Origin of the sequence: Variovorax sp. CF079 (genome assembly GCF_900101545.1) — a bacterium.
GTDB lineage: Bacteria > Pseudomonadota > Gammaproteobacteria > Burkholderiales > Burkholderiaceae_C > Variovorax.
Genome location: NZ_FMZU01000008.1, coordinates 245,089 through 271,047, shown reverse-complemented (window position 1 = coordinate 271,047; position 25,959 = coordinate 245,089). Strand labels below are relative to the sequence as shown.

At 67.7% G+C, this 25,959-nt stretch carries 28 protein-coding genes and 1 pseudogene; 10 read left to right on the top strand and 19 right to left on the bottom strand.

Annotated elements, in window-relative coordinates; all coding sequences use genetic code 11:
- Positions 1 to 38 precede the first annotated feature (38 nt).
- Positions 39 to 1,048, bottom strand: a pseudogene (locus BLS74_RS13315) (DNA topoisomerase IB).
- 149 nt (positions 1,049 to 1,197) lie between these two features.
- Positions 1,198 to 2,403, bottom strand: a complete 1,206-nt coding sequence (locus BLS74_RS13310; RefSeq protein ID WP_093106828.1) for a Y-family DNA polymerase — start codon at positions 2,401 to 2,403, stop codon at positions 1,198 to 1,200.
- Positions 2,404 to 2,510: 107 nt separating this feature from the next.
- Here BLS74_RS13310 and BLS74_RS13305 point away from each other — a divergent pair, with 107 nt between their 5' ends.
- Complete coding sequence (locus tag BLS74_RS13305) at positions 2,511 to 3,071, top strand: putative glycolipid-binding domain-containing protein (RefSeq protein WP_093106866.1); 561 nt, start codon at positions 2,511 to 2,513, stop codon at positions 3,069 to 3,071.
- A 4-nt stretch (positions 3,072 to 3,075) separates the two neighbouring features.
- On the opposite strand, the gene BLS74_RS13300 is transcribed toward BLS74_RS13305, so the two are convergent.
- Together BLS74_RS13300 and BLS74_RS13295 are read right to left on the bottom strand one after the other, a co-directional pair.
- The gene (locus tag BLS74_RS13300) at positions 3,076 to 4,059 is read right to left on the bottom strand and encodes a tripartite tricarboxylate transporter substrate binding protein (protein WP_093106825.1); all 984 of its coding nucleotides are present in this window, start codon (positions 4,057 to 4,059) and stop codon (positions 3,076 to 3,078) included.
- Positions 4,056 to 4,961 (bottom strand): LysR family transcriptional regulator, encoded by a 906-nt coding sequence (locus tag BLS74_RS13295; protein WP_093106822.1) that lies wholly within the window; start codon positions 4,959 to 4,961, stop codon positions 4,056 to 4,058. The genes BLS74_RS13300 and BLS74_RS13295 overlap by 4 nt, the downstream gene beginning before the upstream one ends.
- Before the next feature lie 115 nt (positions 4,962 to 5,076).
- Between BLS74_RS13295 and BLS74_RS13290 the strand changes: the two genes are divergently transcribed.
- A complete protein-coding gene (locus tag BLS74_RS13290; protein WP_093106819.1) occupies positions 5,077 to 7,785 on the top strand; it encodes a tannase/feruloyl esterase family alpha/beta hydrolase in 2,709 nt (902 codons plus the stop codon).
- A complete protein-coding gene (locus BLS74_RS13285) occupies positions 7,785 to 9,113 on the top strand; it encodes an alpha/beta hydrolase family protein (RefSeq protein ID WP_093106817.1) in 1,329 nt (442 codons plus the stop codon). Before BLS74_RS13290 ends, BLS74_RS13285 begins: the two co-directional genes overlap by 1 nt.
- Positions 9,114 to 9,129: 16 nt before the next feature.
- Here BLS74_RS13285 and BLS74_RS13280 read toward each other — a convergent pair whose 3' ends face one another.
- On the bottom strand, positions 9,130 to 10,287 hold the full coding sequence (locus BLS74_RS13280) for an alpha-hydroxy acid oxidase (RefSeq protein ID WP_093106814.1): 1,158 nt from the start codon (positions 10,285 to 10,287) through the stop codon (positions 9,130 to 9,132).
- 85 nt (positions 10,288 to 10,372) lie between these two features.
- Here BLS74_RS13280 and BLS74_RS13275 point away from each other — a divergent pair, with 85 nt between their 5' ends.
- The 6 genes from BLS74_RS13275 (at position 10,373) to cynS (ending at position 15,894) form a co-directional block, all read left to right on the top strand.
- Positions 10,373 to 11,548, top strand: a complete 1,176-nt coding sequence (locus BLS74_RS13275) for a sensor histidine kinase (RefSeq protein WP_093106811.1) — start codon at positions 10,373 to 10,375, stop codon at positions 11,546 to 11,548.
- The gene (locus tag BLS74_RS13270; RefSeq protein ID WP_093106809.1) at positions 11,545 to 12,219 is read left to right on the top strand and encodes a response regulator; all 675 of its coding nucleotides are present in this window, start codon (positions 11,545 to 11,547) and stop codon (positions 12,217 to 12,219) included. Before BLS74_RS13275 ends, BLS74_RS13270 begins: the two co-directional genes overlap by 4 nt.
- A gap of 125 nt (positions 12,220 to 12,344) precedes the next feature.
- Complete coding sequence (locus BLS74_RS13265) at positions 12,345 to 13,706, top strand: CmpA/NrtA family ABC transporter substrate-binding protein (protein ID WP_093106806.1); 1,362 nt, start codon at positions 12,345 to 12,347, stop codon at positions 13,704 to 13,706.
- Between the two features lie 4 nt (positions 13,707 to 13,710).
- Positions 13,711 to 14,571 carry a nitrate ABC transporter permease gene (ntrB, locus tag BLS74_RS13260; RefSeq protein WP_093106804.1) on the top strand — a complete coding sequence of 287 codons (861 nt, stop codon included), beginning with the start codon at positions 13,711 to 13,713 and terminating at the stop codon, positions 14,569 to 14,571.
- A 22-nt stretch (positions 14,572 to 14,593) separates the two neighbouring features.
- Complete coding sequence (locus tag BLS74_RS13255) at positions 14,594 to 15,418, top strand: ABC transporter ATP-binding protein (RefSeq protein ID WP_244503860.1); 825 nt, start codon at positions 14,594 to 14,596, stop codon at positions 15,416 to 15,418.
- Positions 15,419 to 15,450: 32 nt separating this feature from the next.
- A complete protein-coding gene (cynS, locus tag BLS74_RS13250) occupies positions 15,451 to 15,894 on the top strand; it encodes a cyanase (protein WP_093106799.1) in 444 nt (147 codons plus the stop codon).
- Between the two features lie 24 nt (positions 15,895 to 15,918).
- Here the strand turns inward: cynS and BLS74_RS13245 are convergent, their stop codons facing one another.
- The 3 genes from BLS74_RS13245 to BLS74_RS13235 all read right to left on the bottom strand — a co-directional run bounded on the left by BLS74_RS13245 (position 15,919) and on the right by BLS74_RS13235 (position 21,135).
- Positions 15,919 to 17,817 carry a PAS domain-containing hybrid sensor histidine kinase/response regulator gene (locus tag BLS74_RS13245; RefSeq protein WP_093106796.1) on the bottom strand — a complete coding sequence of 633 codons (1,899 nt, stop codon included), beginning with the start codon at positions 17,815 to 17,817 and terminating at the stop codon, positions 15,919 to 15,921.
- Between the two features lie 193 nt (positions 17,818 to 18,010).
- Positions 18,011 to 20,194 (bottom strand): penicillin-binding protein 1C, encoded by a 2,184-nt coding sequence (gene pbpC / locus BLS74_RS13240; RefSeq protein ID WP_093106793.1) that lies wholly within the window; start codon positions 20,192 to 20,194, stop codon positions 18,011 to 18,013.
- A 35-nt stretch (positions 20,195 to 20,229) separates the two neighbouring features.
- Positions 20,230 to 21,135: a polysaccharide deacetylase family protein gene (locus BLS74_RS13235; protein WP_093106791.1), complete on the bottom strand. Its 906-nt coding sequence runs from the start codon at positions 21,133 to 21,135 to the stop codon at positions 20,230 to 20,232.
- Positions 21,136 to 21,380: 245 nt separating this feature from the next.
- Here BLS74_RS13235 and BLS74_RS13230 point away from each other — a divergent pair, with 245 nt between their 5' ends.
- Complete coding sequence (locus BLS74_RS13230; RefSeq protein ID WP_093106788.1) at positions 21,381 to 21,605, top strand: thrombospondin type 3 repeat-containing protein; 225 nt, start codon at positions 21,381 to 21,383, stop codon at positions 21,603 to 21,605.
- Between the two features lie 11 nt (positions 21,606 to 21,616).
- Here BLS74_RS13230 and BLS74_RS13225 read toward each other — a convergent pair whose 3' ends face one another.
- The 11 genes from BLS74_RS13225 to BLS74_RS13175 are packed head-to-tail and all read right to left on the bottom strand — an operon-like array spanning position 21,617 to position 25,946.
- Positions 21,617 to 21,886, bottom strand: coding sequence for a hypothetical protein (locus BLS74_RS13225; protein WP_093106785.1), 270 nt, complete (start codon positions 21,884 to 21,886; stop codon positions 21,617 to 21,619).
- A 32-nt stretch (positions 21,887 to 21,918) separates the two neighbouring features.
- A complete protein-coding gene (locus BLS74_RS13220) occupies positions 21,919 to 22,332 on the bottom strand; it encodes a GFA family protein (RefSeq protein WP_212733659.1) in 414 nt (137 codons plus the stop codon).
- Positions 22,333 to 22,355: 23 nt separating this feature from the next.
- Positions 22,356 to 22,625 carry a hypothetical protein gene (locus BLS74_RS13215; protein WP_093106783.1) on the bottom strand — a complete coding sequence of 90 codons (270 nt, stop codon included), beginning with the start codon at positions 22,623 to 22,625 and terminating at the stop codon, positions 22,356 to 22,358.
- Between the two features lie 10 nt (positions 22,626 to 22,635).
- Positions 22,636 to 22,935, bottom strand: coding sequence for an antibiotic biosynthesis monooxygenase family protein (locus BLS74_RS13210; protein WP_093106780.1), 300 nt, complete (start codon positions 22,933 to 22,935; stop codon positions 22,636 to 22,638).
- A gap of 24 nt (positions 22,936 to 22,959) precedes the next feature.
- Complete coding sequence (locus BLS74_RS13205) at positions 22,960 to 23,418, bottom strand: hypothetical protein (protein ID WP_093106777.1); 459 nt, start codon at positions 23,416 to 23,418, stop codon at positions 22,960 to 22,962.
- Positions 23,419 to 23,425: 7 nt separating this feature from the next.
- On the bottom strand, positions 23,426 to 23,692 hold the full coding sequence (locus BLS74_RS13200) for a hypothetical protein (protein WP_093106775.1): 267 nt from the start codon (positions 23,690 to 23,692) through the stop codon (positions 23,426 to 23,428).
- Positions 23,692 to 24,141 carry a GNAT family N-acetyltransferase gene (locus BLS74_RS13195; RefSeq protein ID WP_093106772.1) on the bottom strand — a complete coding sequence of 150 codons (450 nt, stop codon included), beginning with the start codon at positions 24,139 to 24,141 and terminating at the stop codon, positions 23,692 to 23,694. The genes BLS74_RS13200 and BLS74_RS13195 overlap by 1 nt, the downstream gene beginning before the upstream one ends.
- Positions 24,142 to 24,153: 12 nt before the next feature.
- Positions 24,154 to 24,573 (bottom strand): PaaI family thioesterase, encoded by a 420-nt coding sequence (locus tag BLS74_RS13190; protein WP_093106769.1) that lies wholly within the window; start codon positions 24,571 to 24,573, stop codon positions 24,154 to 24,156.
- Positions 24,570 to 25,208 (bottom strand): DJ-1/PfpI family protein, encoded by a 639-nt coding sequence (locus BLS74_RS13185; protein ID WP_093106765.1) that lies wholly within the window; start codon positions 25,206 to 25,208, stop codon positions 24,570 to 24,572. Before BLS74_RS13185 ends, BLS74_RS13190 begins: the two co-directional genes overlap by 4 nt.
- Entirely contained in the window at positions 25,205 to 25,504 is a 300-nt protein-coding gene (locus tag BLS74_RS13180; RefSeq protein ID WP_093106762.1) for a DUF2277 domain-containing protein, read from the bottom strand. The genes BLS74_RS13185 and BLS74_RS13180 overlap by 4 nt, the downstream gene beginning before the upstream one ends.
- A 28-nt stretch (positions 25,505 to 25,532) precedes the next feature.
- On the bottom strand, positions 25,533 to 25,946 hold the full coding sequence (locus BLS74_RS13175) for a DUF3574 domain-containing protein (RefSeq protein WP_093106760.1): 414 nt from the start codon (positions 25,944 to 25,946) through the stop codon (positions 25,533 to 25,535).
- Positions 25,947 to 25,959 lie beyond the last annotated feature (13 nt).

Genomic DNA, 25,959 nt, shown 5'->3' with positions numbered 1-25,959 from the left:
GATGATAGTGCGGGTTCCCGTGTGAAAGTAGGTCATCGTCAGGCTCTTACAGCCCCAAAAAGCCCAACCAGAAATGGTTGGGCTTTTTGCTTTGGGGCGCCTCGCACGGCCTTCTGCGCGCGCCTGGACTCCAACCAGTGCCGATGCAGGAAAGCCAGCAGCCGCGCCTCAGCGGAGTGAAGCCGGCGCACACTTTTAGTTCTGCCGGCGATCTCCTGCCAGATGTCGTTCATGGCGCCCGCATCGCCTGCCAGTTTCGAGCCGAGTGCCAGAACGGCCGGATGCACATAGGCTTTCTTGCAGACTGCCGGCGTATTACCGAGTTGCTTGGCCACGACGCCCAGGATCTCCTTGGCGCTGTAGCGCATGGCGGGTGACGCGTCCGCCGGATCGACGTCTGAACAAGCCAGCCGTGTCAGTTCGAGCGCCTGCACGGTGCCGTGCCAGGTCCGGAAATCCTTCGCTGTGAAATTGTCGCTGGCGGCCTCGCGCAAGTAGTCGTTGACGTCGGTCGACGAAAGGATGCGCGGCATGCCGTCCTCGTCCTGGTACTGGAACAGCTCCTGCCCCGGCAGCTGCTGGCAGCGACGGAACACCCGGGCCACCCGCGGATCGTCGAGCCTCGCCTCGTGCAGCACGCCGCTTTTTCCCCGGAAGCGCAGCTTGAGCGAGGCGCCGCGGATTTCGGCGTGCTTGTTGCGCAAGGTGGTGAGGCCATAGGAGCTGTTGCTGCTCGCATATTCCTCGTTGCCCACGCGCAGGAAGGTGGTGTCGAGCAGCCGCACCAGCGTGGCCAGCATCAGCTCGCGGTCCAGCGTCGTCCTTTTGCTGCCTGGCTGCAGGTCGTGCGCGACGCGGGCGCTTGCTGGTGCCCGTTCGGCAGCGGGCAGATCCAGACATCCGTGTATGCGGGCGGAATGGACAGCTGCCGGATGCGCGAGAGCTCGTCGACGTCGCGCAGCCACTGGCCCTTGGCGTTGCGGTAGCGAAAGCTGTTGCCGCGCTTCACCCGGCTCAGACCGAGCATCTCGGGGTTGATGTAGACCAGACCGTTGGCGCGCGCCGTGCGCGACTGTGGGACGCCGCAGGTGCCGAGGGTGCGATGCGCGCCCGCCACCGCGATCACGCTCGCGATCAAGCGCAGCCTCGCGAACTGACCTCCAGTGGCAGGGCGGCGTGCCAGTGCGTTGAAGACGCCTAGAACAGCGAGGCGGTAGCCGCCGCCGCATCGGCCAGGCCGCGCGACCGGTTCGCCGCCCTTGGAAGCGCGTCGGCCGCAGAAGCCTCGGGACTGTTCGCCTTCACCAGCGCGCCCACGCGCACACCCAGCAGCCGCAGCGGCCGATCGAGCGGCACGCGCTTGAGGCACAGTCCGGCGGTCCGCCGGATGGTCTTCGCGTCGGCGGTGAAGTGGTCGATGGTCTGGTCGCGCGTGGCGATCTTGAAGTCGTCGTAGCGCAGCTTGATGCCGATGGTCTTGCCGACGTAGCCCTTGCGCTGCAGGTCCTCCGCGACCTTCTCGCACAGGTGTGTGAAGATCGCGCCCAGTTCGGCGCGGTCGCGCACCGCCTGCAGGTCGCGGTCGAAGGTGGTCTCGCGGCTCATCGACACCGGCTCGCTCTCGGTCACCACGGGCCGCTCGTCGCGGCCCCAGGCCACCTCGTGCATCCAAGCGCCGGTGGCCTTGCCGAAGTTCTCGACGAGCCAGTCGCGCTCCCGAGCCGCGAGTTCGCCGATGGTAAGGATGCCGAAGCGCTGGAGTTTCTCGTCGGCCTTGGGCCCGATGCCGTTGACCTTGCGGCAAGGCAGCGGCCAGATGCGCGTCTGCAGATCGCTCTCGAACACGACGGAGATGCCGTTGGGCTTGTCGAATTCGCTCGCCATCTTGGCCAGGAGCTTGTTGGGCGCGATGCCGATCGAGCAGGTGAGGCCGGTGGCATCGAAGATCGAGCGCTGGATCAGCCGCGCCAGCACGCGGCCGCCCTCGCGCTGGCCGCCCGGCACCTCCGTGAAGTCGATGTAGACCTCGTCGACGCCGCGGTCCTCCATGACCGGCGCGATCTCGGCGATCACCTGCTTGAACCTGCGCGAATACTTGCGGTACTCGTCGAAGTCGACCGGCAGGATCAGTGCCTGCGGACACAGTTTCGCCGCCTTCATGAGTCCCATTGCCGAGCCGACGCCGAACTGGCGCGCCGGGTAGGTCGCGGTCGTGATCACGCCGCGGCCGGCATAGTCCTTGAGCAGCGGAAAGGCCTCGACCGGAATGTCGGCCAGCGTGCCGCCCTCGGGCAGATTGCGGATCGCTTCGTCGACCTTGCGCCGCCCGCCGCCGATCACCACCGGCAATCCCTTGAGTTGCGGATAGCGCAGCAATTCCACTGAGGCGTAGAACGCATCCATGTCGAGGTGGGCAATGCGGCGGATCGGGGCGGCTGTCACGGTACCGATTTTGAACGCTTCGGCGCGGGTGCTGGTGCGCGAGGGGCATCGATGACATCATCATGGCCATGCAAATCGTTGCCACCATGTTCTGGCGCCGGCTCGACCTGCCCGGCCATGACGCCTGCCGTCTCGAAAAGCACGGCAACGGGTGGCAGCTCGACGGCGCCGCGGTGTTCCGCAACGAGGACGGCCGGCCCGTGCGGCTGGACTATCGCTTGCATTGCGACAACGCGTGGCATGCGCAATGGGGCCGCGTGCGCGGCTGGATCGGTTCTGCGGCCGTCGACTTCGCGATCGCGCGTGGCAGCAACGGCGAATGGTCTTTCAACGACCAGGTGGTGCCTGGTCTGGCCCATTGCACGGACCTGGATTTCGGCTTCACGCCTGCCACCAACCTCGTGCAGTTGCGACGCCTCAACCTCAAGCTCGGCGAGAGCGCCCAGGCGCCGGCGGCCTGGCTCGACCTCGATGACGACAGCCTCGGCCCGCTGATGCAGACCTACGAGCGGCGCGCAGACAGCGAATACTGGTACCAGGCGCCGCGCTTCGACTACGAGAGCATGCTGGTGGTCACGCCGGAGGGCTTCGTTTCGCAATACCCGACGCTCTGGGCCGCCGAGGACTGAAGCCTTATTCGAACAAGGCCGCGTGGCCGGCCACCAGTGCCTGGTTGCGTTGCCGGTCGAGCGCGATCTCGCGCGCGAAGGCGTCGACGCTGCCGATGGCCGGCAGGTTGTGCGCTTCTCGAAGCCGCTCGCGCAGCACGCTGCCCTCCAGCGCACGATTGATCTCGGCATTGAGCCGCCGTACCACCGCGTCCGGCGTGCGTGCCGGCGCGAAGATGCCGAACAGCGACGCCAGGTTGGCCTGTGCGAAGCCGAGCTCCGCCAGCGTCGGCACCTGCGGCAGCGCATCGAGCCGCGCCGGCGCGCCCACCGCCAGCGCCTGCAGGCGGCCGGCCTGGATGTACTGCAATTGCTGCGCGGCCACGTTGGTCGAAAGCACCTCGAACTGTCCGCTCAGCGCGTCGTTGAGCTGAGGCCCGCCGCCCTGGTAGGGGATGTGCGTGATCGTGGCGCCGCTCCTGATGCGCACCTGCACCAGCACCATGTGGCCGATGGTCGCCACGCCCGAGCTGGCCCAGCGCACGGCCCCCGGCCGCGCTCGCGCGAGCGCGATCATCTCGTCGAAGTCGCGGCCGCCGAAGGCCGGTGTGCCCACCACCAGCACCGGCGTGCGCATCACGCTGGCCACCGGCGTGAACGCGCGCAGCGGGTCGTAGCGCACGCGCGCGAGCAGCGGCTGCAGGGTCAGCGGGCTGATGGCCGAGAAGGCGAGCGTGTGGCCGTCCGGCGCCGCGCGCGTCAATGCATCCATGCCGACGCTGCCGCCCGCGCCCGCGCGATGCTCGACCAGCACCGGCACGCCCAGCGACTGCGCGAGCGGCTCGGCCAGTGCGCGCGCCATGCTGTCGCTGACCCCGCCGGGCGGGTAGACGACCAGCAGGCGAACCGGCCGATCCGGCCAGGATGCGGTTGCCGCCCGTGCAGCGAAGGGCGCTGCCAGCGTGGCGAGCCCCCACCGTCCCAGCGTGCGGCGCTGCAGGTGCGTCATGCCGCGGCCAGCTCGCGCAGCAGCGCGGCGAAATGCAGGGCCGGCAGGTTGTCCTCGTCCTCGCGCGACACCAGCGTGAGCGGCGCATCGAGCCGCTCGCTGCCGGCCAACGGGCCGTAGCGGATCGCGTGCGGATGCACGCCGCCCATCGACGCCGGCACCACCGACAGCCCGACCCCGGCGGCGACCAGGTTCAGGTTGGTCATCATGCGGTCCACCTCGGCCACCACGCGCGGGCTGAGACCCTGCGCGTTGCAAAGCGCCAGCAGGTCCGCGTACAGCCCCGGCGCACCGGGGCGCCGCACGAGGATCATGTCTTCCTCGCACAGCTGCGCGAGAGACAGGGGCGCGCCCGCCTCGCCGGCACCGGCGAAGCGATGGTCGCGCGGCATCGCCACCAGCACCGGCTCGCGCAGCAGCATCTCGAACCGGAGCCCCTTGGGCCGCGCCACCGGCACGCGCAGCAGGCCGCAATGCAATCGGCCGGCGGCCAGCGCCTCGGTCAGTTCGGCGGCATTGTTCTCGCGCAGCCGAAGCTCCACGCCGGGGTGGCTGCGGCGAAAGGCGCGCAGCGCATCGGGCATGAAGCGGTGCGCCGCCGCCGAGCTGGTGAAGCCGAACGAGAGCACGCCTTCCTGCCCCTTCGCGACGCGTGCCATGCGCTGCTTCACCGTCTCCATGTCCTGCAGCATGCGCAGGGCTTCGGCCTGGAACTGGCGGCCCGCATCGGTCAGCGCCATGCCGCGCGGATGGCGCCGGAACAGCGCCACGCCGAGCTCGCGCTCGAGCCCTTTGATCTGCTGGCTGAGCGGTGGCTGCTGGATGCCCAACTGCTCGGCCGCGCGCGTCATGTGGCCGGTCTCGGCCACGGCCGCGAAGTAGCGAAGTGCTCTTATCTCCATATTTTTTTCGTATTGAACAAGGCTTGTTATTTTATTTGACGCTAGGTCAGGCGTCGCGCATCTTCGGTGCCCCAGCCAAGAGGCCCCCATGAGGCCTCATTCCGGAGACATACCCATGCGCCTCTCGCGCTTTCGCACCTTCATCGCTTTCGGCCTCGCCTTGCTTCTTTCCGCCTGCGGCGGAGGCGGCGGCGGCAACGCCGGTTTCGCCGGCTTCTCGAATCCGCCGGCCAGCTCGCCCGGCAGCTCGGACGCCGACACCGATCCGCCCGTCACGCCGCCCGGCCCGATCACGCCGCGCGTGGCCTGCGCCTCACTGGCCGGCATGAGCCTGGCCGCGGCGCAGATCGGCCTGGCGACAGGCGATGCGACCGTGAATTCCGCCGTCGAGGTGGCGGCCAACGAACCCGGCAATGTGCTCGGCGCGCACTGCCGCGTGCGCGGCAGCATCCAGCCGGTCGACCCGAACGCGCCGGCGATCAACTTCGCCGTCAACCTGCCGCAGCAGTGGAACCAGAAGGTGATTCACTTCGGCGGCGGCGGCTTCAACGGCCGCCTGATCGACGGCACCGAAACCATCCGCTTCGGCCCGCCGGGCAAGCCCGCGCCGCTGGCGCTCGGTTACGCGACCTTCGGCGACGACTCCGGCCACCAGAGCAGCAGCATCACCGACGGCCGCTTCGCCGCCAACGATGAGGCGCTGGCCAACTACGGCGGCCAGTCGCTCAAGAAGACGCATGACGTCGCGCTGCTGCTGGCGCGCGCGCACTACGGCAGCGAGCCGAAGAAGGCCTACTTCCTCGGCACCTCCACCGGCGGGCGCGACGCGCTGGCTTACATCCAGCGCTGGCCCGGCGACTATGACGGTGTGATCGCCAACGAGCCGGCGCTCAACTACAGCGGCACGCGCCTGTCGAACGTGGCGGTGGGCCGCGCGCTCTATGCCAATGGCGGCGCGGGCTGGGTCAACGTCGCCAAGACCCTGCTGGTGCAGCGCACCGTGCTGCAGGCCTGCGACCGGCTCGACGGCGCGAGCGACGGCATCGTGAGCAACGTCGAGAGCTGCCGCCAGCTCAACACGCAGATCCTGGCCTCGCTGCGCTGCAGCGGCGGCACCGACAACGGCGATGGCTGCCTCTCCGACCCGCAGCTCGCGAGCATCCGCGCGATCGAGTCGCCGCTGGTCTTCACCAGCTATGCGCTCGCCAACGGCGTGCGCCGCGCCGGCGGCTACAACATCCTCGAAGGCGCGCTCGTGGCCGGGCCCTACACCACGCGCGACCTCGGATCGCGGCCCGTGCCTGCCAACCCCGCGACCTCGGCCGACGCCAACATGTACGTCACCGGCGACCAGTGGGTGAAGTTCTTCGTCACGCGCATCGAGGCTTTCGACTCGCTCGGCTTCGATCCGCTCGACCCCGGCCCCTATGCGGCGCGCGTGACCGAGGTGTCGGCGATCACCGACGCCACCAACCCGCAGCTCGGACCCTTCCTCTCGCGCGGCGGACGGCTGATCCTGCTGCACGGGCTGGCCGACGAAGTGATCAGTCCCAATTCCACCATCGACTACTACCAGCAGCTGATCGCCACCGTCGGCCAGGACGCGGTGGACCGCGGCGTGCGCTTCTACACAGTGCCCGGCATGGGTCACGGCACCGGCGTCTTCATCCCGGCCTGGGACTCGCTCGCGGCGCTCGAAGGCTGGGTCGAAGGCGGCCTGGCGCCGGCCACCGGCGTGGCGATGGACAGCGTGGCCGGCAGCTTCGGCCGCACGCGGCCGCTGTGCCAGTTCCCGGCCTGGCCCAAGTACCGCGGCAGCGGCAGCCTCGATGCGGCGATTAACTACAGCTGCGTGCAGGAAGCGGGCGACCCGCTCGCCTGTCCGAATCTGCCGGCCGCGGCCACGCACTACAAGGGCGGCAACAGTTCGGGCGAGGAGCTCGACGTGCTCGTCGATCCGTCGATGATGGCCTACACGGTCACCATCGATGCCAGCCTGCAGCGCGCGGCCGGCACGCAGCGCAGCGGCACGCTGATCGCGCAGGGCAACTGCAGCTACGGCAGCACCGAGAACGGCGCGGTCTTCAGCTTCGCCGCCGGCGGCGTCCTGCAGGGGGGCGTGGCGGCGCCCGCGGGCAGCAGCTTCCTGCCGCTCGTCGCTTTCCGCAACACCTTCGAGAACGCCGCCACGCCGACCGTGTTCAACCCGGTCGCGAACATCTTCAACGCGGTCGGCGTGCAGCAGGGCACGGGCGGCACCGCGGCCCATGCCGCGGCCGTGCGGCTGCGCAATGCGGGTACCTTCCAGTACTGCCGCGACCCGGTGACCGGCCGCTTCATGATCTACGACCCCAACTGCACCCAGACCGAGAAGGGCTACATCAGCTGGACCGCCGCGCGCGGCGCCTTCGACGTCTACACCACCTCGCCGACCGGCGGCGCCACCACCACCGGCGGCACGCTCAGCGGCTCGATGGTGATCGGCCTGGTCAACGGCGCTGCGGTGCCGCTGCACCTGGTGCGCGAGTCGACGGCCAACCAGGGCATGCGCCTGCTGGCGATCCAGCAGAGCCTGGCCCCCGGTGCGGCCGACGGCGTCTACGCCGTTGCCAGCGTGCAGGGCGAAACCCGCGAGGCCACCGTCGCAGGCAGCAGCTTCAACCTGGGCGGCGCGGCCGCCGTGCTCGGCTACGACACGCCCGTGGTCGGCGTCGTGCAGGCCGATGCCGGACGCCCCGGCAATTTCATCTTCAACCAGGGCGTCCTCGGCTTCGTGTCCACCTCGGGTTCGAACGCGGCGCTGGAACTCGGAGTGCGGCATTGATGAAGAAAAAGGAAGCGATCCTCGTCCTGCTCGTCGGCCTCGCGGCTGCATGGGCCACCCACGCGGCATCGCCGGCGCCGGCGAGCTGCCCGGCCCCGGTGCCGAGCACCGCGCGCTGCTACACCGGCCAGGACGGCGCCGGCGCCTTCTACTGGATCGCGATCCCGCGCGACTGGAACAAGGTGCTGGTCATGCATGCGCACGGCGGCCCTGAGACCGGCCCGCCGGCGCTCGAGCGCAGCCGGAAGGACCTGGAGCGCTGGGCCGTCACGGTGAATGCCGGCTATGCCTGGGCCGGCTCGACCTACCGGCGCGGCGGCTACGGCGTGACGATGGCGGCCGAGGACACCGAGCGCCTGCGCGGGCTCTTCGTTGCGCACTTCGGCGCACCGCGCCGCACGCTGCTGCACGGCCAGAGCTACGGCGGCGCCGTGGCTTCGAAGGCGGCCGAGCTCTATGCGCAGGTCGACGGCAAGCCGGGTCCCTACGACGGCGTGCTGCTGACCAACGGCGTGCTCGGCGGCGGCAACAGCGCCTATGAGTTCCGGCTCGACCTGCGCGTGGTCTACCAGTACGTCTGCCGCAACCATCCGAAACCCGAGGAGCCGCAGTACCCGCTGTGGATGGGCCTGCCGAAGGATTCGAAGCTCACGCGCGCCGAACTCGCGGAGCGCGTGAAGGCCTGCACCGGCGTGGGCATGCCGGCCGCGCGGCGCTCGCCCGAGCAGGCGGCGCGGCTGAAGACCATCCTCTCGGTGGTGAAGATTCCCGAGCGCACGCTGGTCGGCCATCTCAACTGGGCGACCTGGCTGTTCCAGGACCTGGCGCAAGATCGCCTGGGCGGCCGCAATCCCTTCGGCAATGTCGGCGTCGTCTACCAGGGCTCGGTCGACGATGCGGCGCTCAATGCCGGCGTGCTGCGCTATGCGGCCGATCCGCAGGCGCAGGGCGCGCTCGCGAGCGACAGCCGGCCCACCGGCCGCACCACCCTCCCCACGCTCACGCTGCACGCGATCCACGACCCGACCGCTTTCGTCGAACTGGAGAGTGCCTACCGCGCGATCCGCGAAAGCGCCGGCACCGACGACCGCCTGGTTCAAAGCTTCAGCGATGAATCCGAGCACAGCTATCTGAGCGAGCCCGAATACCCTGCGCTGTTCGCGGCGCTCGTGGACTGGATCGACAAGGGCGACAAGCCCACGCCGGCTTCGCTGGCGACGCGTTGCGCCGCCTTCGAGCCCACCTTCAACGACGGCGGCAAGGACCGCTGCCGCTTCAAGCCCGACTACCGCAGCCCGCCGCTCGAATCGCGCGTGCCGGTGCGCTAGGGCCTGTTAACAGGCCCTAGAACGTGCCCGGCAGCAGGATGCTCGAATCCACCTCGTCGATTTGCGTGCGGCCGCAAAACGCCATCGTGAGATCGAGCTCGCGCTGGATGATTTGCAGCGCGCGCGTCACGCCGGGCTGGCCGAAGGCACCCAGGCCGTAGAGGAAGCTGCGCCCGATCAGCGTGCCGCGGGCGCCCAGCGCGCGCGCCTTCAGCACGTCCTGGCCGCTGCGGATGCCGCCGTCCATCCAGACCTCGATCTCGGTGCCCACCGCCTCGGCGATCGCCGGCAGCGCCTCGATGGAGGAGGGCGCGCCGTCGAGCTGGCGCCCGCCGTGGTTCGAGACGATCAGCGCATCGGCGCCGCTGGAGGCCGCGAGGCGCGCATCTTCCACATCCATGACGCCCTTCAGGATCAGCTTGCCGCCCCAGAGCTTCTTGATCCACTCGACGTCGGCCCAGCTCAGCGTCGGGTCGAACTGCTCGGCCGTCCAGGACGAGAGCGACGACAGATCCTTCACACCCTTCGCATGGCCCGCGATGTTGCCGAAGGTGCGGCGCTTGGTGCCCAGCATGCCCATGCACCAGCGCGGCTTGGTCGCCAGGTCCATCAGGTTGGCGAGCGTGGGCTTGGGCGGCGCAGTGAGGCCGTTCTTGATGTCCTTGTGCCGCTGGCCGAGGATCTGCAGGTCCAGCGTGAGCTGCAGCGCCGAGACGTTGGCGGCGCGCGCGCGCTCGATCAGCCGCTCGATGAAGTCGCGGTCGCGCATCACGTAGAGCTGGAACCAGAAGGGATGCCGGTCGGTGTGCTCGGCGATGTCTTCCAGCGAGCAGATGCTCATGGTCGAGAGCGTGAACGGAATGCCGAAGGCCTTGGCCGCGCGCGCGCCGAGGATCTCGCCGTCCGCGTGCTGCATGCCGGTCAGCCCCGTGGGCGCGATGGCCACCGGCATCGCGACCTCCTGGCCGATCATGGTGCTCGTCGTCGAGCGGCCTTCCATGTTGACGGCCACGCGCTGGCGCAGCTTGATCTTCTGGAAGTCGCTTTCGTTCGCGCGGTAGGTGCCCTCGGTCCAGGAGCCGGAGTCGGCATAGTCGTAGAACATGCGCGGCACGCGCTCTTTGGCGATCACTCGCAGGTCTTCGATGCAGGTGATCCGGGAAAGGTCGGGCACGCGAGGTCTCCTTGGTCGTGAATGGCGTTGGGTGTCGATTATCGGGGTGCACCAACCCGGCACGCCTGTTGCTTGCATCTGGTGCATGGAGACACCCGTCCTGCCGACACCGGCCAGCCACCCGCTCTGGCAGCACCAGCTCGGGCTCCTGCTGGAGTCCACCGGCGAGGGCATCTTCGGCATCGACCTCGACGGCCACTGCATGTTCATCAACCGTGCCGGCGCGCAGATGCTCGGTCACGCGCAGGCCGAGGTGCTGGGCCGCAACATGCACGAGCTCACCCACCACTCGCACCCGGACGGCTCGCACTACGCCGACACCGACTGCCCGATCTTCAACGCCTTCCGCCGCGGCCTGCCCTGCCGCATCGACACCGAGGTGTTCTGGCGCGCCGACGGCAGCGCTTTCGCGGTCGAGTATTCGAGCCACCCCATCGTGGACGGCGCCCAGGTGCGCGGCGCCGTCATCACCTTCGTCGACATCACCGAGCGCCGCCGCGCGGCCGAGGCGCTGCAGCAGGCCAAGGACGAGCTGGGCCTGCGCGTCGACGAGCGCACGCGCGAGTTGAGCGACGCGCTGGCCAAGCTGCGCGAGCTCTCGGCCTGGCTCGACAAGGTGCGCGAGGACGAGCGCACGCGCATCGCGCGCGAGGTGCACGACGAACTCGGCAGCCTGCTGGTGGCGCTCAAGATGGACGTCAACTGGATCGGCAAGCGTCTCGGCGAACAGCAGGAGCGCAGCCCGGCAGCCGCCGAAGACATGCGCACGCTCATGCGCGGCAAGTGCCAGAACATGAGCGGGCTGATCGAGCGCGCGGTCGACAACGTCGGCCGCATCATCACCGACTTGAGGCCCAGCATCCTCGATCACCAAGGCCTGTGGGCCGCGCTCGAATGGCAGGCGCACGAGTTCGTGCAGTCGGCCGAGCTCGAATTGGCCTGGCACATGGAGGTGCAGCCCGGCATCGAGCTGCCCGAACCGGCGGCGATCGCGGTGTTCCGCATCTTCCAGGAGATGCTCAGCAACGTCGGCCGCCATGCGAAAGCCTCGCGGCTCGACATCCGCATCGAGGCCGATGCGTCGTTGCTGCGCATCGCCGTGCGCGACAACGGCATCGGCGCTCCGGCCCATGTCTTCGAAGCTGCCACCGCCTACGGCGTGCTCGGCATGCGCGAGCGCGCACGCCACTTCGGCGGGCGCATCGAGATCGAGAGCGAGCCCGGCGCCGGCAGCGTGTTCCAGCTGGAGATGCCGCTGTGACGAAGCCAAAAGACATCCGCGTGCTGATCGGCGACGACCACCGCATCGTGCGCGAAGGCCTGAAGCAGGTGCTGGGCGACCTGTCGAACGGCGTGCCCGAGATGCTGGTCGTGGCCGAGGCGCAGACCGGCCCCGAGGTGCTGGAGAGCGTGGCCGCGCTCGGCGGCACGCAGGGCCTGGACGTGGTGCTGCTCGACATCGCGCTGCCGGCGCGCGACGGCCTCGACGTGCTGCAGGCGCTGCGCAAACAGTGGCCCGCGCTGCCGGTGCTGATGCTCAGCACCTACCCCGAGAAGCAGTACGCCGTGCGCTGCATCAAGCTGGGCGCGGCCGGCTACCTCAACAAGAGCGCCGATCCGGACGACATGGTCGGCGCGGTGCGCAAGGTGGCGGCCGGCGGCAGGTATGTGTCAGCCGCCACGGCCGAGGCGCTGGCGGCCGCCGTCGGCAATGCATCGGCGCTGGGCGCCGAGGCACTCTCGCACCGCGAGCACCAGGTGTTCCGCCTGCTCACGGCCGGGCAGACCGTGAGCGAAATCGGTGCGCAGCTCGGCCTGGCGCCCAACACGGTCAGCACCTACCGTGCGCGCATCCTCGAAAAGACCGGTACCAAGAACGACGTCGAGCTCGCCTTATATGCCGAACGGCACGCCAAGCCGACATCCATGTAGTGCTGGCCCTACACGGCGTCGACCGGCCTCCCGCGATTTCGCGTGAAGAGGCGTGAAGAGGCCGCGCAGGTGCGCAACCGGCCCGGCCCTTGCATCGCTGCTGCATCTTTTCAACGAGGTGCACCATGTCCCTACTGCCTGACGCCAATGCCTGCGACCCCTACGACGCCGACCGGCCTTTGGTGATGCGCTGCGCGTGCGGGCGCGACCATGCGCCCGGCGAGCACGTGGGCGCCATCGAAGACTCGAACGCCAAGCTCGAGGCCAGCCTCATGAAGGCGTTGTTCCCGGTCGACAGCGTGCGCCGCAACTTCCTGCGCGCGGTGGGCGCCAGCACCGCGCGCGCCGCGATCATGTCGGTGCTGCCGCTGGGCGCGCTGCAGGCCATGGCGCAGGAGAAAGGCCCGCTCGAGAAGAAGGATCTGAAGATCGGCTTCATCCCGATCACCTGTGCCACGCCGCTGATCATGGCGCACCCGCTGGGCTTCTATCAGAAGCAGGGACTCAACGTCGAAGTGGTCAAGACGGCGGGCTGGGCGCTGATCCGCGACAAGATGCTCAACAAGGAATACGACGCCACGCACTTCCTGTCGCCGATGCCTCTCGCGATCTCGATGGGCGCCGGCTCCAACGCGGTGCCGATGAACGTGGCGACGATCCAGAACACCAACGGCCAAGCCATCACGCTGGCCAACAAGCACAAGGACAAGCGCGACCCGAAGATGTGGAAGGGCTTCAAGTTCGCGGTGCCCTTCGAGTACAGCATGCACAACTTCCTGCTGCGCTACTACGTGGCGGATGCGGGCCTCAACCCCGACACCGACATCCAGATCCGCGTGGTGCCGCCGCCCGAGATGGTGGCCAACCTGCGCGCCGGCAACATCGACGGCTATCTCGGCCCCGACCCCTTCAACCAGCGCGCCGTGTTCGAGGAAATCGGCTTCCTGCACATCCTCACCAAGGACCTGTGGGCCGGCCATCCTTGCTGCGCCTTCGGCAGCTCGACCGAGTTCATCCAGAAGAACCCCAACACCTTCGCCGCGCTCTACCGCTCGGTGCTCACGGCTTCGGCGATGGCACGCGATCCGAAGAACCGCGAACTCATCGCCAAGGTGATCGCGCCGGCGCAGTACCTCAACCAGCCCGAGACCGTGCTCACGCAGGTGCTCACCGGCCGCTTCGCCGACGGCCTGGGCAACATCAGGACAGTGCCCGATCGCGCTGACTTCGATCCGATCCCGTGGCAGTCGATGGCGGTGTGGATGCTCACGCAGATGAAGCGCTGGGGCTATGTGAAGGGCGAGGTCAACTACAGGCAGATCGCCGAGAAGGTGTTCCTGCTGACGGATGCCAAGAAGCACATGAAGGAACTGGGCCAGACGCCGCCCGAAGGCGCTTATCCCAAGTTCACGATCATGGGCAAGGTGTTCGACCCCGCGAAGCCGGAGGACTACGTCAAGAGCTTCGCGATCAGCAAGATGGCCTGACGCCATGCACAAGGTCATGAACCTCAAGGCGGCGCTGCTCTCGGTCTTGCTCTTCGCCGCGTTCCTCTCGGTATGGCAGGTGGCGACGATGTCCGCAGGCGGCGCTGCCTCGCAGGCCGGCATGTCGGCCGAGCAGATCGAGTACCAGAAGATGCTCGGCAAGGATCCGGGCCAGGTGAAGTCGGCGGGCTTCCCGACGCCGGGCGAGATGGGTGCCACCGCGTGGAAGCACCTGTCGAATCCCTTCTACGACAACGGCCCCAATGACAAGGGCATCGCGATCCAGCTCGCCTGGTCGCTGGGCCGCGTGGGGCTGGGCTTTCTGCTGGCTTGCCTGGTCGCGGTGCCGCTGGGCTTCGTGATCGGCATGTCGCCCTTGCTGCAGAAGGCCTTCGATCCCTTCATCCAGGTGCTGAAGCCGATCTCGCCGCTCGCATGGATGCCGCTCGCGCTCTACACCATCAAGGACTCGTCGGTGAGCGGCATCTTCGTGATCTTCATCTGCTCGGTCTGGCCGATGCTGCTCAACACCGCCTTCGGCGTGGCCTCGGTCAAGCGCGAGTGGCTCAACGTCGCGAGCACGCTGGAAGTGAAGCCGCTGCGCCGCGCCTTCCGCGTGATCCTGCCCGCGGCCGCGCCGACCATCCTCACCGGCATGCGCATCAGCATGGGCATCGCCTGGCTGGTGATCGTGGCGGCCGAGATGCTGGTCGGCGGCACCGGCATCGGCTACTTCGTGTGGAACGAGTGGAACAACCTCTCGCTCACCAACGTGATCTTCGCGATCCTGGTGATCGGTGTCGTCGGCATGCTGCTGGACCTGGCGTTCGCCGGCCTGCAGAAGAAAGTCACTTATGTGGAGTGATCGCTCTTTCCAGGCCCTCGCCATGACAACCAACGCTGCTGCGGCTCGCCCCGGCGCCGGCTTTCTGCGCATCGAATCGCTTTCGAAGTCCTTCGTGCCCGGCAAGCCGGTGTTCGCCGACGTGTCCTTCACGCTCGACCGCGGCGAGTTCGTCTGCATCATCGGCCACTCGGGCTGCGGCAAGACCACCATCCTCAACGTGCTCGCGGGCCTCGACACTGCGTCGGGCGGCCACGTGTTCATGGACGGCCGCGAGGTGGCCGGGCCGAGCCTGGAGCGCGGCGTGGTGTTCCAGAGCCATGCGCTGATGCCCTGGCTCACGGTGCGCAAGAACATCGCCTTCGCAGTGCAGTCGCGCTGGCCCGACTGGTCGGCCGCGCAGGTCGACGAGCAGGTGCGCAAGTTCGTCGCGCTGGTCGGCCTCGACGGCGCGATCGACAAGAAACCCTCGCAGCTCTCGGGCGGCATGAAGCAGCGCGTGGGCATCGCACGCGCCTTCTCGATCCAGCCCAAGATGCTGCTGCTCGACGAACCCTTCGGCGCGCTCGACGCGTTGACGCGCGGCTCGATCCAGGACGAGCTGATGAGCATCGTGCGGCAGACGCAGCAGACCGTCTTCATGATCACGCACGACGTCGACGAGGCCATTCTTCTCGCCGACCGCATCCTGCTGATGAGCAACGGCACGGAAACGGCCGGTGGCTATAGACCCGGCAACATCGCCGAGACCGTGGTCAACCCGCTGCCGCGCGAGCGCACGCGCGCGGGGCTGCATCACCTTGACGGCTACTACGCGCTGCGCAACCACATCGTCGACTTTCTCGTCACGCGGGCCAAGGCCTCGTGAGCCCTTTACCCATTTCAATCAGGAGCATCCGCATGAACCGCAACGACATCACCGAAAAGATCATCACCGTCAAGGTGGCCAAAGGCATCCAGTGGGCCGACGTGGCCAAGAAGGTCGGCCTCTCGAAGGAATGGACGACGGCCGCCTGCCTGGGACAGATGACGCTCGACGACAAGCAGGCCAAGATCGTCGGCAAGATCTTCGGCCTCACGCCCGAGGAGCAGAAGTGGCTGCAGGTCGTGCCCTACAAGGGCTCGCTGCCGACGCCGGTGCCCGCCGATCCGCTGATCTACCGCTGGTACGAAGTCGTGAGCGTGTACGGCAGCACGATCAAGGAACTGATCCACGAAGAGTTCGGCGACGGCATCATGAGCGCGATCGACTTCAGCATGGACATCCAGCGCCAGGCCGATCCGAAGGGGGATCGGGTGAATGTGGTGTTGTCGGGGAAGTTCCTGCCGTACAAGACCTACTGACGATCGGCGTCGAAGCGCAAGGCGTCAGGGCTTGTCGAGCAGGCGTCCGAGCAGACTTTCCAGTTGCCGAACGTCTATGGGTTTGGTGAGGTGGGCATAGAAGCCGGCGTCGAAACTGGTATCCCGGTCCGACGCTTGTCCATACCCGGTGACCGCGATCAAGGCCGGAGGATTGGCGACCTCGCGGCGAACCCTTTGGGCCACCTCCACGCCGCTGAGGCCCGGCAAGCCGATGTCCATCAGCACCAGGTCGGGTTGCTCGTTCTTGATCGCCTCCAGCGCCGCATACCCGTCGAAGGCGGTGCTGGTGACGTAGCCCAGGTTGTCGACCAGGACGGACATCGTCTCCGCCGCATCCATGTTGTCGTCGACGATGAGAACCCGCTTGCCGGCTTCCGGCCCATCGGCCCTGCGCATCTCCAGAGGCGCCGCGATGGTCGGCAGATGGATGACGAATTCGCTTCCCTGGCCCGGCACACCCTTGCTGAAAGCGCTGATCTCGCCGCCATGGAGCGTCACGAGCTGCTGCACGAGCGTGAGCCCCAGGCCCAGCCCTCCCTGCGAGCGGGAAACGTCCTGATCGCCCTGGGCGAACATCATGAAGATTCGAGGCAGATGCTGGGGCGGAATGCCGGGCCCGTCGTCGCTCACGCTGATCTCCGCATCGCTGCCCGCCGCTTGCAGGCGGACCTTGATGTGCCCGCCGCCCGGCGTGAACTTGACGGCGTTGTTCAGCAGATTGCAGACCACCTGGATCATGCGGGCACGGTCGCCGCTGATCCATAGGTCCTTGGCGGGCGTGTCGAGCGCAAGCGTATGCCGTTTGGTGTCGGCCATCGGCTTCACGGTCTCGACGGCTTCCGCGATCACCTCGGAGAGCTTCACCGGCTTGGCTTCGAGGTGAATCTTGCCGCTCGTGATCCGGCCGACATCGAGCAGGTCGTCGACGAGCCGCGTGATTTGCTTGAGTTGACGCGAGATGATGCCGGACATTCTCTTCAGCGTCCCGCCCTCCGCGTTCGGATGTTCGACGATCGCCAGCGCGTTGGCGATCGGTGCGAGCGGGTTGCGCAGTTCATGCCCCAGCATCGCCAGGAAGGTCGTGATCCGCCGTCCTTCGTCCTCGAGAATGGACGCACGCCGGCGCTCGGTCAAGTCGCGCGTGACCTTGGCGAATCCCCGGTGGCGACCGGTCGCGTCGAAGAGCGCGGTGATCACGACGCTGGCCCAGAACCGGCTGCCGTCCTTTCTCACTCGCCAACCCTCGTCCTCGTATCGTCCGACCTCGCGCGCTATTTCGAGCTCCTTGTCGGGGAAGCCCGTCGCGGCCACCTCGGGCGGATAGAAGACCGAGAAATGCCGGCCGATGATTTCCCCGGCTTCGTATCCCTTGTTGGCCTTCGCCCCGGTGTTCCAGCTGACGACATAGCCGCCGGGATCGAGCATGAAGATCGCGTAGTCCTTGACGCCGTCCACCATCAGCCGGAAGCGCTCTTCACTGGTGCGAAGCAGGTCATGCTGTCTTTGGCGTTCTGTCAGATCCCGGGTGATCTTCGAAAAACCGCGCAGCGACCCGTCCGGTCCGGTCAGCCGGGTGATGACGATGCTGGCCCAGAAGCGCGTCCCGTCCTTGCGCAGCCGCCAGCCCTCGTCCTCGAACGTCCCCACCTCGGCCGCGACCTTGAGCTCGTGCTGGGGCCACTCCTTCTCCAGCAGCTCCGGGGGATAGAACATCGAGAAATGGCGCCCGATCACCTCTTCGGCCTGGTAGCCCTTGAGCTGCTTCGCCCCGGTGTTCCAGCTGAGAACGATGCCGCCGGGGTCGAGAAAGAAGATCGCGTAGTCCGCGATCGTATCCACCATGAGGCGGTAGTCAGCGTCCGTGACGACGCCCAGGTCGAGGGGTCTGCTGACGTCAGCCATTGTTCTGGTCTCGATTGAAGGCGACAAGGCAGGCATATGGCCGTTTTCGGCGGGAGAAAGTCGTGTCGGCGCGACTTTCGTATGGATCGTCCGACGCCAGGGTGCGCAAATGCCCCAAGCCGGCGTAGGACACGCGGTTCAGGGTTTTGGCGCACACCGGTGTCCTGAGCGCCCTCAGGATCAGCTTGCCGCCCTAGCGCTTGGCGTTGGCCACGACGCCGGCGCCGCGCACCTCGAGCTTGACCTGGTCGAGCACCTGGCCGCGCGCATCCACAAGCTCCACCACGTGCCGGCCCGGCCAGGGCAGCCACTGTGCGCTGCTGCCGCGCGCGAAGAGCTTGCCGTCGATGCGCCACTGCAGGCCACGGCCTTCGGCTTCGAAGCGCACGCGCTGGTGACGCGGCGGGATGTCGGGGTCGAGCGCGATGATGGTGCCGTCCGAAGGCGCGGTGATGCGCGGCGCCGACTCGGCCGCGGCGCCGGGGATGGCGAACAGCGGCTGCTCGGTGCCCGCAATGAACCATTCGTCGCGCGCCGCTTCGAGCTCGTCGCCGAAGCGCACGCGCGAGCGCACCAGGCCGGGCGGCGGCGCGGGCGTGCGGCTGGCTTCGTTGCGATGCAGAAAGCCCATCAGCTCGGCCCACACGGGCGCCGCGCCGCTGGTGCCGCTCACATCCCACATCGGCGCGCCGCTCGCATTGCCGACCCACACGCCGACCGTGTAGCGCTCGGACCAGCCGATGGCCCAGTTGTCGCGCATGTCCTTGCTGGTGCCGGTCTTCACCGCGCTCCAGAAGCGCGTGCCGAGCACGCTGTCGAGGCCGAAGGTGCGGGCGCGCGCATTGGCGTCGCTGAGGATGTCGCCCACGATGAACGCAGCACGCGGATCGATCGCAGGGCTGTCGCTCCTTCCCCCTCTGGGGGAAGGCGGGGATGGGGGCACGCGCGCCATCAAGAACCGCGTCTCCCCAACCCTCCCTCCATTCGCCAGCGTCCGATACGCATTCGTCAACCCCAGCAGCGACACCTCCGCACTCCCCAGCGCCAGGCTGTAGCCGTAGTAGTCCCCGTTCTGCGCCAGCGGCAAGCCCACCGCGCGCAGCTGGCGCGCAAAGGAGGCCGGCGACACCATCACCAGCGTGCGCACGGCCGGCACGTTGAGCGAGGCCGCCAGCGCGGTGCGCACCGACACATGGCCCTTGAACTGGCGGTCGTAGTTCTGCGGGATATACAGCCCGCTCGCGGTGCTGATCTGCGCCGAGGAGTCGTCGAGCAGCGAGGCCGCCGTGAGCCGCCGTTCGGCAATGGCCTGCGCATAGAGCAGCGGCTTGAGCGTGGAGCCCGGCTGGCGCTGCGCGAGCACGCCGTCGACTTCGGCCGCGCGGCTCAGCTCGCCCGAGGAGCCGACCCAGGCCAGCACCTCGCCGCTCGCGTTGTCGAGCACCACCAGCGCGCCGTCCTCGACATTGCGGCCGCGCAGCTCGCGCAGGTGGCGTTGCAGCGTGGTAAGTGCAAAGCGCTGCAAGGGCGCGCGCAGCGTCGTGCGGATCCCGTCTTGCTCCCTCTCCCTCTGGGAGAGGGTTGGGGTGAGGGCGCGGCGCGCCAGATGCGGTGCGATTCCTTCGCTCGCCTCGAAGGCCTTGCGCTGCAAAGCCGCACTCGCAAACATATCCAGCGCCTCGCAATCCACCTTGGTGCCCGCTTCCATCGCCCGCAACACCTCGCAGGCGCGCTGCGCCACCAGCGCCGGCTTCGCATTGGGTGCGCGCACCAGCGCCGCCGCCACCGCCGCCTCGCGCGCGTCGAGCCCGTGCGGCGCCTTGCCGAACAGCGTGCGCGAGAGGGCATCGATGCCGACGATCTCGCCGCGGAAGGGCACGCTGTTGAGGTAGGCCTCGAGGATCTGGTCCTTGCGCCAGTTGCGCTCCAGCTGCTGCGCCGCCACGGTCTGCCCGAGCTTCTGCGTGAGATTGCGCCCGCCGCTGCCGCGCCGCAGATCGTCGTCGAGCAGGCCCGCGAGCTGCATCGTGATGGTCGATGCGCCACGCGTGCGCGTGTTCCACGCATTGCCCCAGGCCGCGGCCGAGATCGCGCGCCAGTCGACGCCGCTGTGCGCGTAGAAGCGCTTGTCCTCGCTCAGCACCATGGCCGTGCGCAGGGCCGGCGACACCTCGGCCAGCGCGATCCACTGGCCGTGGCGCACCTGCGGGTCGGTGCGCACGCGCTGCAGCAGCTCGCCGTTGCGGTCGAGCACCCGCGTGTCCGAGGGGCGGAACTCGCGCCGCACTTCGTCGAAGCTGGCAAATGCCTGCGCCTCGCCGGCGAGGACGGCAAGCAGTGTTGTCAGCGCCAGCAGGGCGGCTCGAGTGCGTGGCATGGGGCCGCTAGCTTGCCACAGCCAGCCACCGCGTCCTAGCCGGCGGCCACCTGCTGCACGTGCGTGCAGATCGCGCCTGGCGTGGTGAACCAGACCTCGCCCCGGTCGCGCATGCGCGCCAGGTGCGACAGCGCGCGGCGCAGGTGCCGCAGCCGGTAGGGCTGCCCGACGATGTAGGGGTGCAGCGCGACGCCCATCACCAGCGGCTGGCGGCGCGACTGTTCGAGCATCTCGTCGGCGTTGTCGATGATCATCTGCGCGAAGTCCTTGGCGTCCATCTGGCGCGCGACGATCATCGGGATGTCGTTGAGCTCCTGCGGGTAGGGCACCGACCACAGCGTGCGGCCGCTGCGCGTGCGCATGGGCACCGGCTGGTCGTCGTGGCACCAGTTGAGCGTGTAGCCGTAGCCGGCCTCGGCGAGCAGGTCGGGCGTGAGTCGGCTTTCCGAAATCCACGGCGAAAGCCAGCCCACCGGCGCCCGGTCGCTTTCCTCGCGCATGCGTGCGCGGCACTGCGCGAGCAGGGCGGCTTCGGCGCTTTCATCCATGTCAGCCTGGCGCTCGGAATTGGTATGACCGTGGCCGATGAGCTCGTCGCCGCGCGCGACCGAGGCCGCCACGAGTTCGGGACAGTGGTCATAGAGAGCGGTGTTCAGCAGCGTGCTCGATGCGAGGCCCAGGCTGTCGAAGAGTTCGAGGCAGCGCCACGCGCCCACGCGGTTGCCGTATTCGCGCCACGCGTAGTTGAGCACGTCGGGATGCGGCGCCGCAGGACCGATGCAGGCCCCCATGCCTTCGCCGAAGGCGAAGTGCTCGAGGTTGAAGCCGATATAGACCGCGAGCCGCGCGCCATTCGGCCACGCATGATCGACACGGCGCGTGATGGGCTGGTAGTCGAAGCGGCCGTGCGCGGGCAGCGGGCCGGGGTAGCGGGTGTTCATCGATGCCTCCGGGTTGCTTTTCGAAGCGCCGCAAGTTGCATGCCGATGCATGAAAGCGGTCTGGGCCTACTCGCGAACAGGTGCCCGCGCCGGTTGCGGCAGCGCGGCGTACTGAGCATCTTGGATGGGCACATCCGGTAACCAGCTTCACGCAAAGGCGAAGGGCGGATACCGGCCGGACACCGGCGCAGCCGATGATGGCTTCGTCGGGGCTACCCGATTGACCGAAACTCAAGGAGAACCAAATGAAAACACTGCTCGCACTGCTCGTTGCATCCGCCACCCTGGCCGGCTGCGTGGCCGTCCCCTACGACAGCGGCCGCCCGCCGCCGCGCTATCACGGCGCGCCGGGACAGGGCTACGGCGACAGGGACCGCGACGGCATACCCAACCGCTACGACCGCGATCGCGATGGAGACGGTGTGCCGAATCGCTACGACAGCCGGCCGTGGAATCCGTACCGCTATTGATCGATCGTCGATCAAGACCTCAGCAGGCTGTGAAGCTCCTGGATTGAACGCTTGGGGTGAATTCCAGGCGGCAGGTGAGGGGCGACTTGCTTAGCGAAGAACTGATCCGCCTCGGCTTTCGATTGCCACACTTCAATGATGCGCCAGCCCCCTTCGATGGGATGCGCGGTGTGAAGCACGAACCCCGGCGCCTGCTTGAGACCGTCGGAGAGTGCGCTGAACATGCCTTCGTAACCCTGCCGGGTTTGGCCTTGGACTTCTGCGGTAACCAGGACTGTCATGATTGCTCTCCTTCTTGACGCAGGGATACTGCCTACTCCGTGGGCGGAAACTCCGGGTAGCGGGGCAGGGGGTCGGCGAAGTGCACCCAGGGCAGGCGCTTCGACTCCCAGTAGTGGAGCGTGGGCGGCACCCGGCCGGGGTCGTCCAGGCTCCCGATCGTGATGTCCATGAGCCCCGGAATGTAGTCCGCGGTGAAGCTGATCTGCGTGCCGCAGCGCGCGCAGAAACCGCGGCGCGCACCCGGCGACGACTCGTAGAGGGCCGGCCCGTTGTCGGGAAAAACCACCTGCGATTCCTGGTACATCGCCCAGGCCACGGCCGGCGCCGCGTTCGCGCGCCGGCACATCGAGCAATGGCACAGCGCCGCCATCACCGGATCGCCCGTGATGCGGTAGCGAACCGAGCCGCATTGGCAGCCGCCTTCGAGAACAGAGGGGTTTGGCACGAAGTCTCCTTTTCTTGCAGATGTCAGTCTCGGTAGGGTTCGCTGCTACGGGGCGCTTGCGGAAGCTGTTTGTCCAGCGATTCGCGGTAGCGCAGGCAGCCCCGGAGGAACTGTGGCCAGTCGGGCACGACAGGGACCGGATCCGAGCGCTCGGGCAGCAGCGCCCACAAGGCCGGGTGATGCCAGCACAGCTCGTGGCCCGTGCTGTCGCGATGTTCGCGGATGCCATGGCGCAACTTCTTCACTTCGGCGACCAGCTGGTCGCGCGACATGTTGTCCAGATCGGTGTCCATGCCGCCTCCTTCACAACACCACTTCGTAGTGGCGAGCGCTTCGGTCGTACTCCACCATCATGTCCTGTACTTTCCGGGGAACGACAGCCGTCTCCGCATCCTCGCCCGCGAAACCGTGGATCGCCTCGAGAGATGCCCACTGGGTGACGACCAGGAACTCCACACCCAGCGCCTGGGAGCGACGCAATATCGATGCGCTGATGAATCCGGGCATCGTGTTCAGCGCCGGAAAGGTCTCGATGCGCAGATGCTCGACATAGGCATCTGCCTGGGCCGGCTTCGCCAAGCCTCGCCAGTGACGCGAAATCATGAGTGGACCTCCATGGTGCGCGCCTCAACCTGAGGTGCACGAGTGAGCCAGCTCCCTGAGTGTTTGAACCTGCCAAGTGTGCTCGGCTTCGAAGGCCGTCGGGTCGTTGACCGCATAGCCGCCATAGGCATAGACCGAGGCATAGGCAGCATAGCCCGCCGCTTCGAGAGCCTGTCCGGCAAGTGCCTTGGCCACGGCGTAGGTCGCGGAGACTGCCGCATGGGCCGAGCCGTCGATCGAGTTGGAGCCGCGATGGCTGTTGGCCACGGCCGCGCTCTCCTGCGCGGCCTGGAGCAGCGCGGCCCGATCCGACCGGCCTTCGACAAAGGCCGCCAGAACCGAGACGCCGTCGATCGCTCTGGGGTCTTCGAGCAGGTGCTGTACGCGGCGAACACAGGCAAGACCGAAGGCGAGGCGAAGCGGCTCGTGCTGCTGCGCATCGATGCCGAGTTCGGCCGCGAGTCGTGAGAGTTCCTGGTTCATGGCAGTCTCAAAGGACTTTCCACTTGAGGAGCACGGCGGCGACCGCCGGCAGGGCGAAGATCAGCAGAAAGATCGGCAGCTCCTCGGCCACCGAGTAGCCGGCCTTCGCCACCCCGATCCACATGTTGACCGCGGCGATCACGAACCAGAGCGCCACGAAGGCAATGGTCGCCGTGCGCATGGCATCCGCGAGGCCGTTGGACAGGAGCTTGGCCACACCCAGGCATGCCGCAAGAAGCACGAACCCTCCGACGATGAAGATCAGCGTGCGCATCAAGGTCCTTTCTGGTTCAACGGAAAAGCGTAGAGGACGAAGGGCTCCGGATCTTCGATGGCGCCCGCCGCCGCGTACAGGCCGCGAGCCGCCTCGTTATCCGGCTCCGTGGCAACCCAGGCTTCGGTGCAGCCCAGCGCCCTGGCGCGCGAAAGCAATGCCGCGACCAGCCGGCGGCCGATGCCCCGGCGCTGGTGGCTGGGCGCGACGCCGACCTCGTTGATGAAGAGCTGCGCACGCTGGTCGGGGTGGATGTAGTGGACGCCGGAAGCCATGCCCACGACCTGCTCGCCATCCAGCGCGACCGCCAGATGGTGCCGCGGATCGTTCAGAAACTCCTCGGCAAGCTTCGACTGCACATCGAAGTCGAACACGTCCGGCGCTACGTTCGCAAGCACCTCGGCCTCTTCGGGACCGAGCAATCTCACGACGACGGATGCGCCTTTCATGAAGCTCTGCCGCTAGGCATCCATGACCAGCTGCGTCTGCGTGACGACGGCGCACAGCTTGCCTTCGGCGGAGCGGATCGTCGTCTGCCACACCATGGTGGTCCGCCCGCGGTGCAGGGCGAGGCATTCGCCCGTGATCGTCGTGTTCGCGCGCGCGCCGCCGATGAACTTGGTGCTTGAGTCCGTGGTCGTCGTTCGCTTGCCCTGCGGCATGTTGATGAAGGTACCGACCGCGCCGAGCGTGTCGGCGAAGGCCATGTAGGCCCCGCCATGCAGGATGGCGCCGGTGGTGCAGAGATCGGGCCGCACGGCGAGCTCGGCCACCACGCGCTCCGCTTCGAGCGCGACGATGCGCACGCCCATCAGGCCAGGGAACAGCGGGTTCAGGATATGCTGGACGGCTTCGACGGAGGGGAGCGGCTGGGCTGTCATGGGGCGGCTCTCGTGTTCTTGATGTAGGCCGGTGCCTGCGCATGATTCTCGTAGCCGCCGTACCTGGTGGAAGAGGGGTAATACTCCGCGCCGAACTGCACCTTGCCGGCAGCCTGTTCACCGGCTTCGCTGGCAATGAAGGCGAGCATCAGATCGGTACCGGCGGAAACGCCCGCCGACGTCCAGACCTTGCCGTCCTGCACGTAGCGCTGCTCAAGCACCTCGACATCGCCGAGCGCGCGCAGGCGCTCCAGCGAGCCCCAGTGCGTCGTTGCCTTCCTGCCCGAGAGCAGGCCGGCCGCGTGCAGCACGAAGGCGCCGGTGCAGACCGACATCACCGCTCTGCAGTTCTTTGCCTGGTGGGCGACGAAGTCGACGAACACGGGGTTGTTGACTTCCCGGCGCGTGCCTTGACCCCCTGGAACGAGCAGGTAGTCCAGCGCGGGGCAATCGGTGAAGGACACATGCGGGGTGATCGACAAGCCCTTCGCGCAAGTGACGGGCCCGGGCGATTGGCTCACGATGAGGCAGTTCTGCGGGCCGTCGGCGTGCCGGCTCCACATGGTGAGCATTTCCCACGGACCCACGAAGTCGAGCTCCTCGACTTGCTCGAAGACCAGGATGCCGAAGTTCATGAAGCTTCCTTCAAGGGCCGGTATAGCTGCGCCCCGAATCGGTTCGCCGACCTGGCGCGCGCCCGTTCGGCCTCGATCTCGCGGTCGCGCGGATCGGCGGTGGTGACCAGCGACTCGATCAGGACGCGGGCCGCGGTCGCGACGTCTTCCACCGCGCGGTCGAAAGCCTCCTGATTGAGCCTGGACGGGCTGTTGAAGCCGCTGAGCTTGCGCACGAACTGCAGGGACGCAGCCCGTATTTCATCTTCCGTCGCGGGAGGTTCGAAGTTGAACAGCGTCTTGATGTTTCTGCACATGGTCGCTCCATGAGTTCGGTCTTCAAGTCTAGAAGGATACGCAGGCCATTGCTTTGACGCGCAGCACGGCCTCCTGCTGGAACTGCGCCTTGTACGCCGCGACGAGTTCCTGCACGGCGCTCTCGCTGGCCGTGTCGTCGGGATGAATGAGCTGGAGCACCTGCGACGCCTCTTGAACGATCGCGCCATCGGCGCCGCGCCACTGCCCTGACGCGGGCGACACGGTCAGGCCCTGCGGAAAGCGCGGTGTGACGGTGCCTTTCAGGAACTCGGCCCATTCCGCGGGCGTCACCACGCCGCCGCGGGGTTTGCCGGTACCGAAGAACAGCGAATCGTGGACGAGCGCCTGCTCTCCGCTTGCGCAGCCGGTGCCGTGCATCGGCGCACATGCGGTGAGCATGGCCGCCAGTACAGTGATAAGCGCGAAGCGGTCGAGGGACATCACGCCCCGCGTT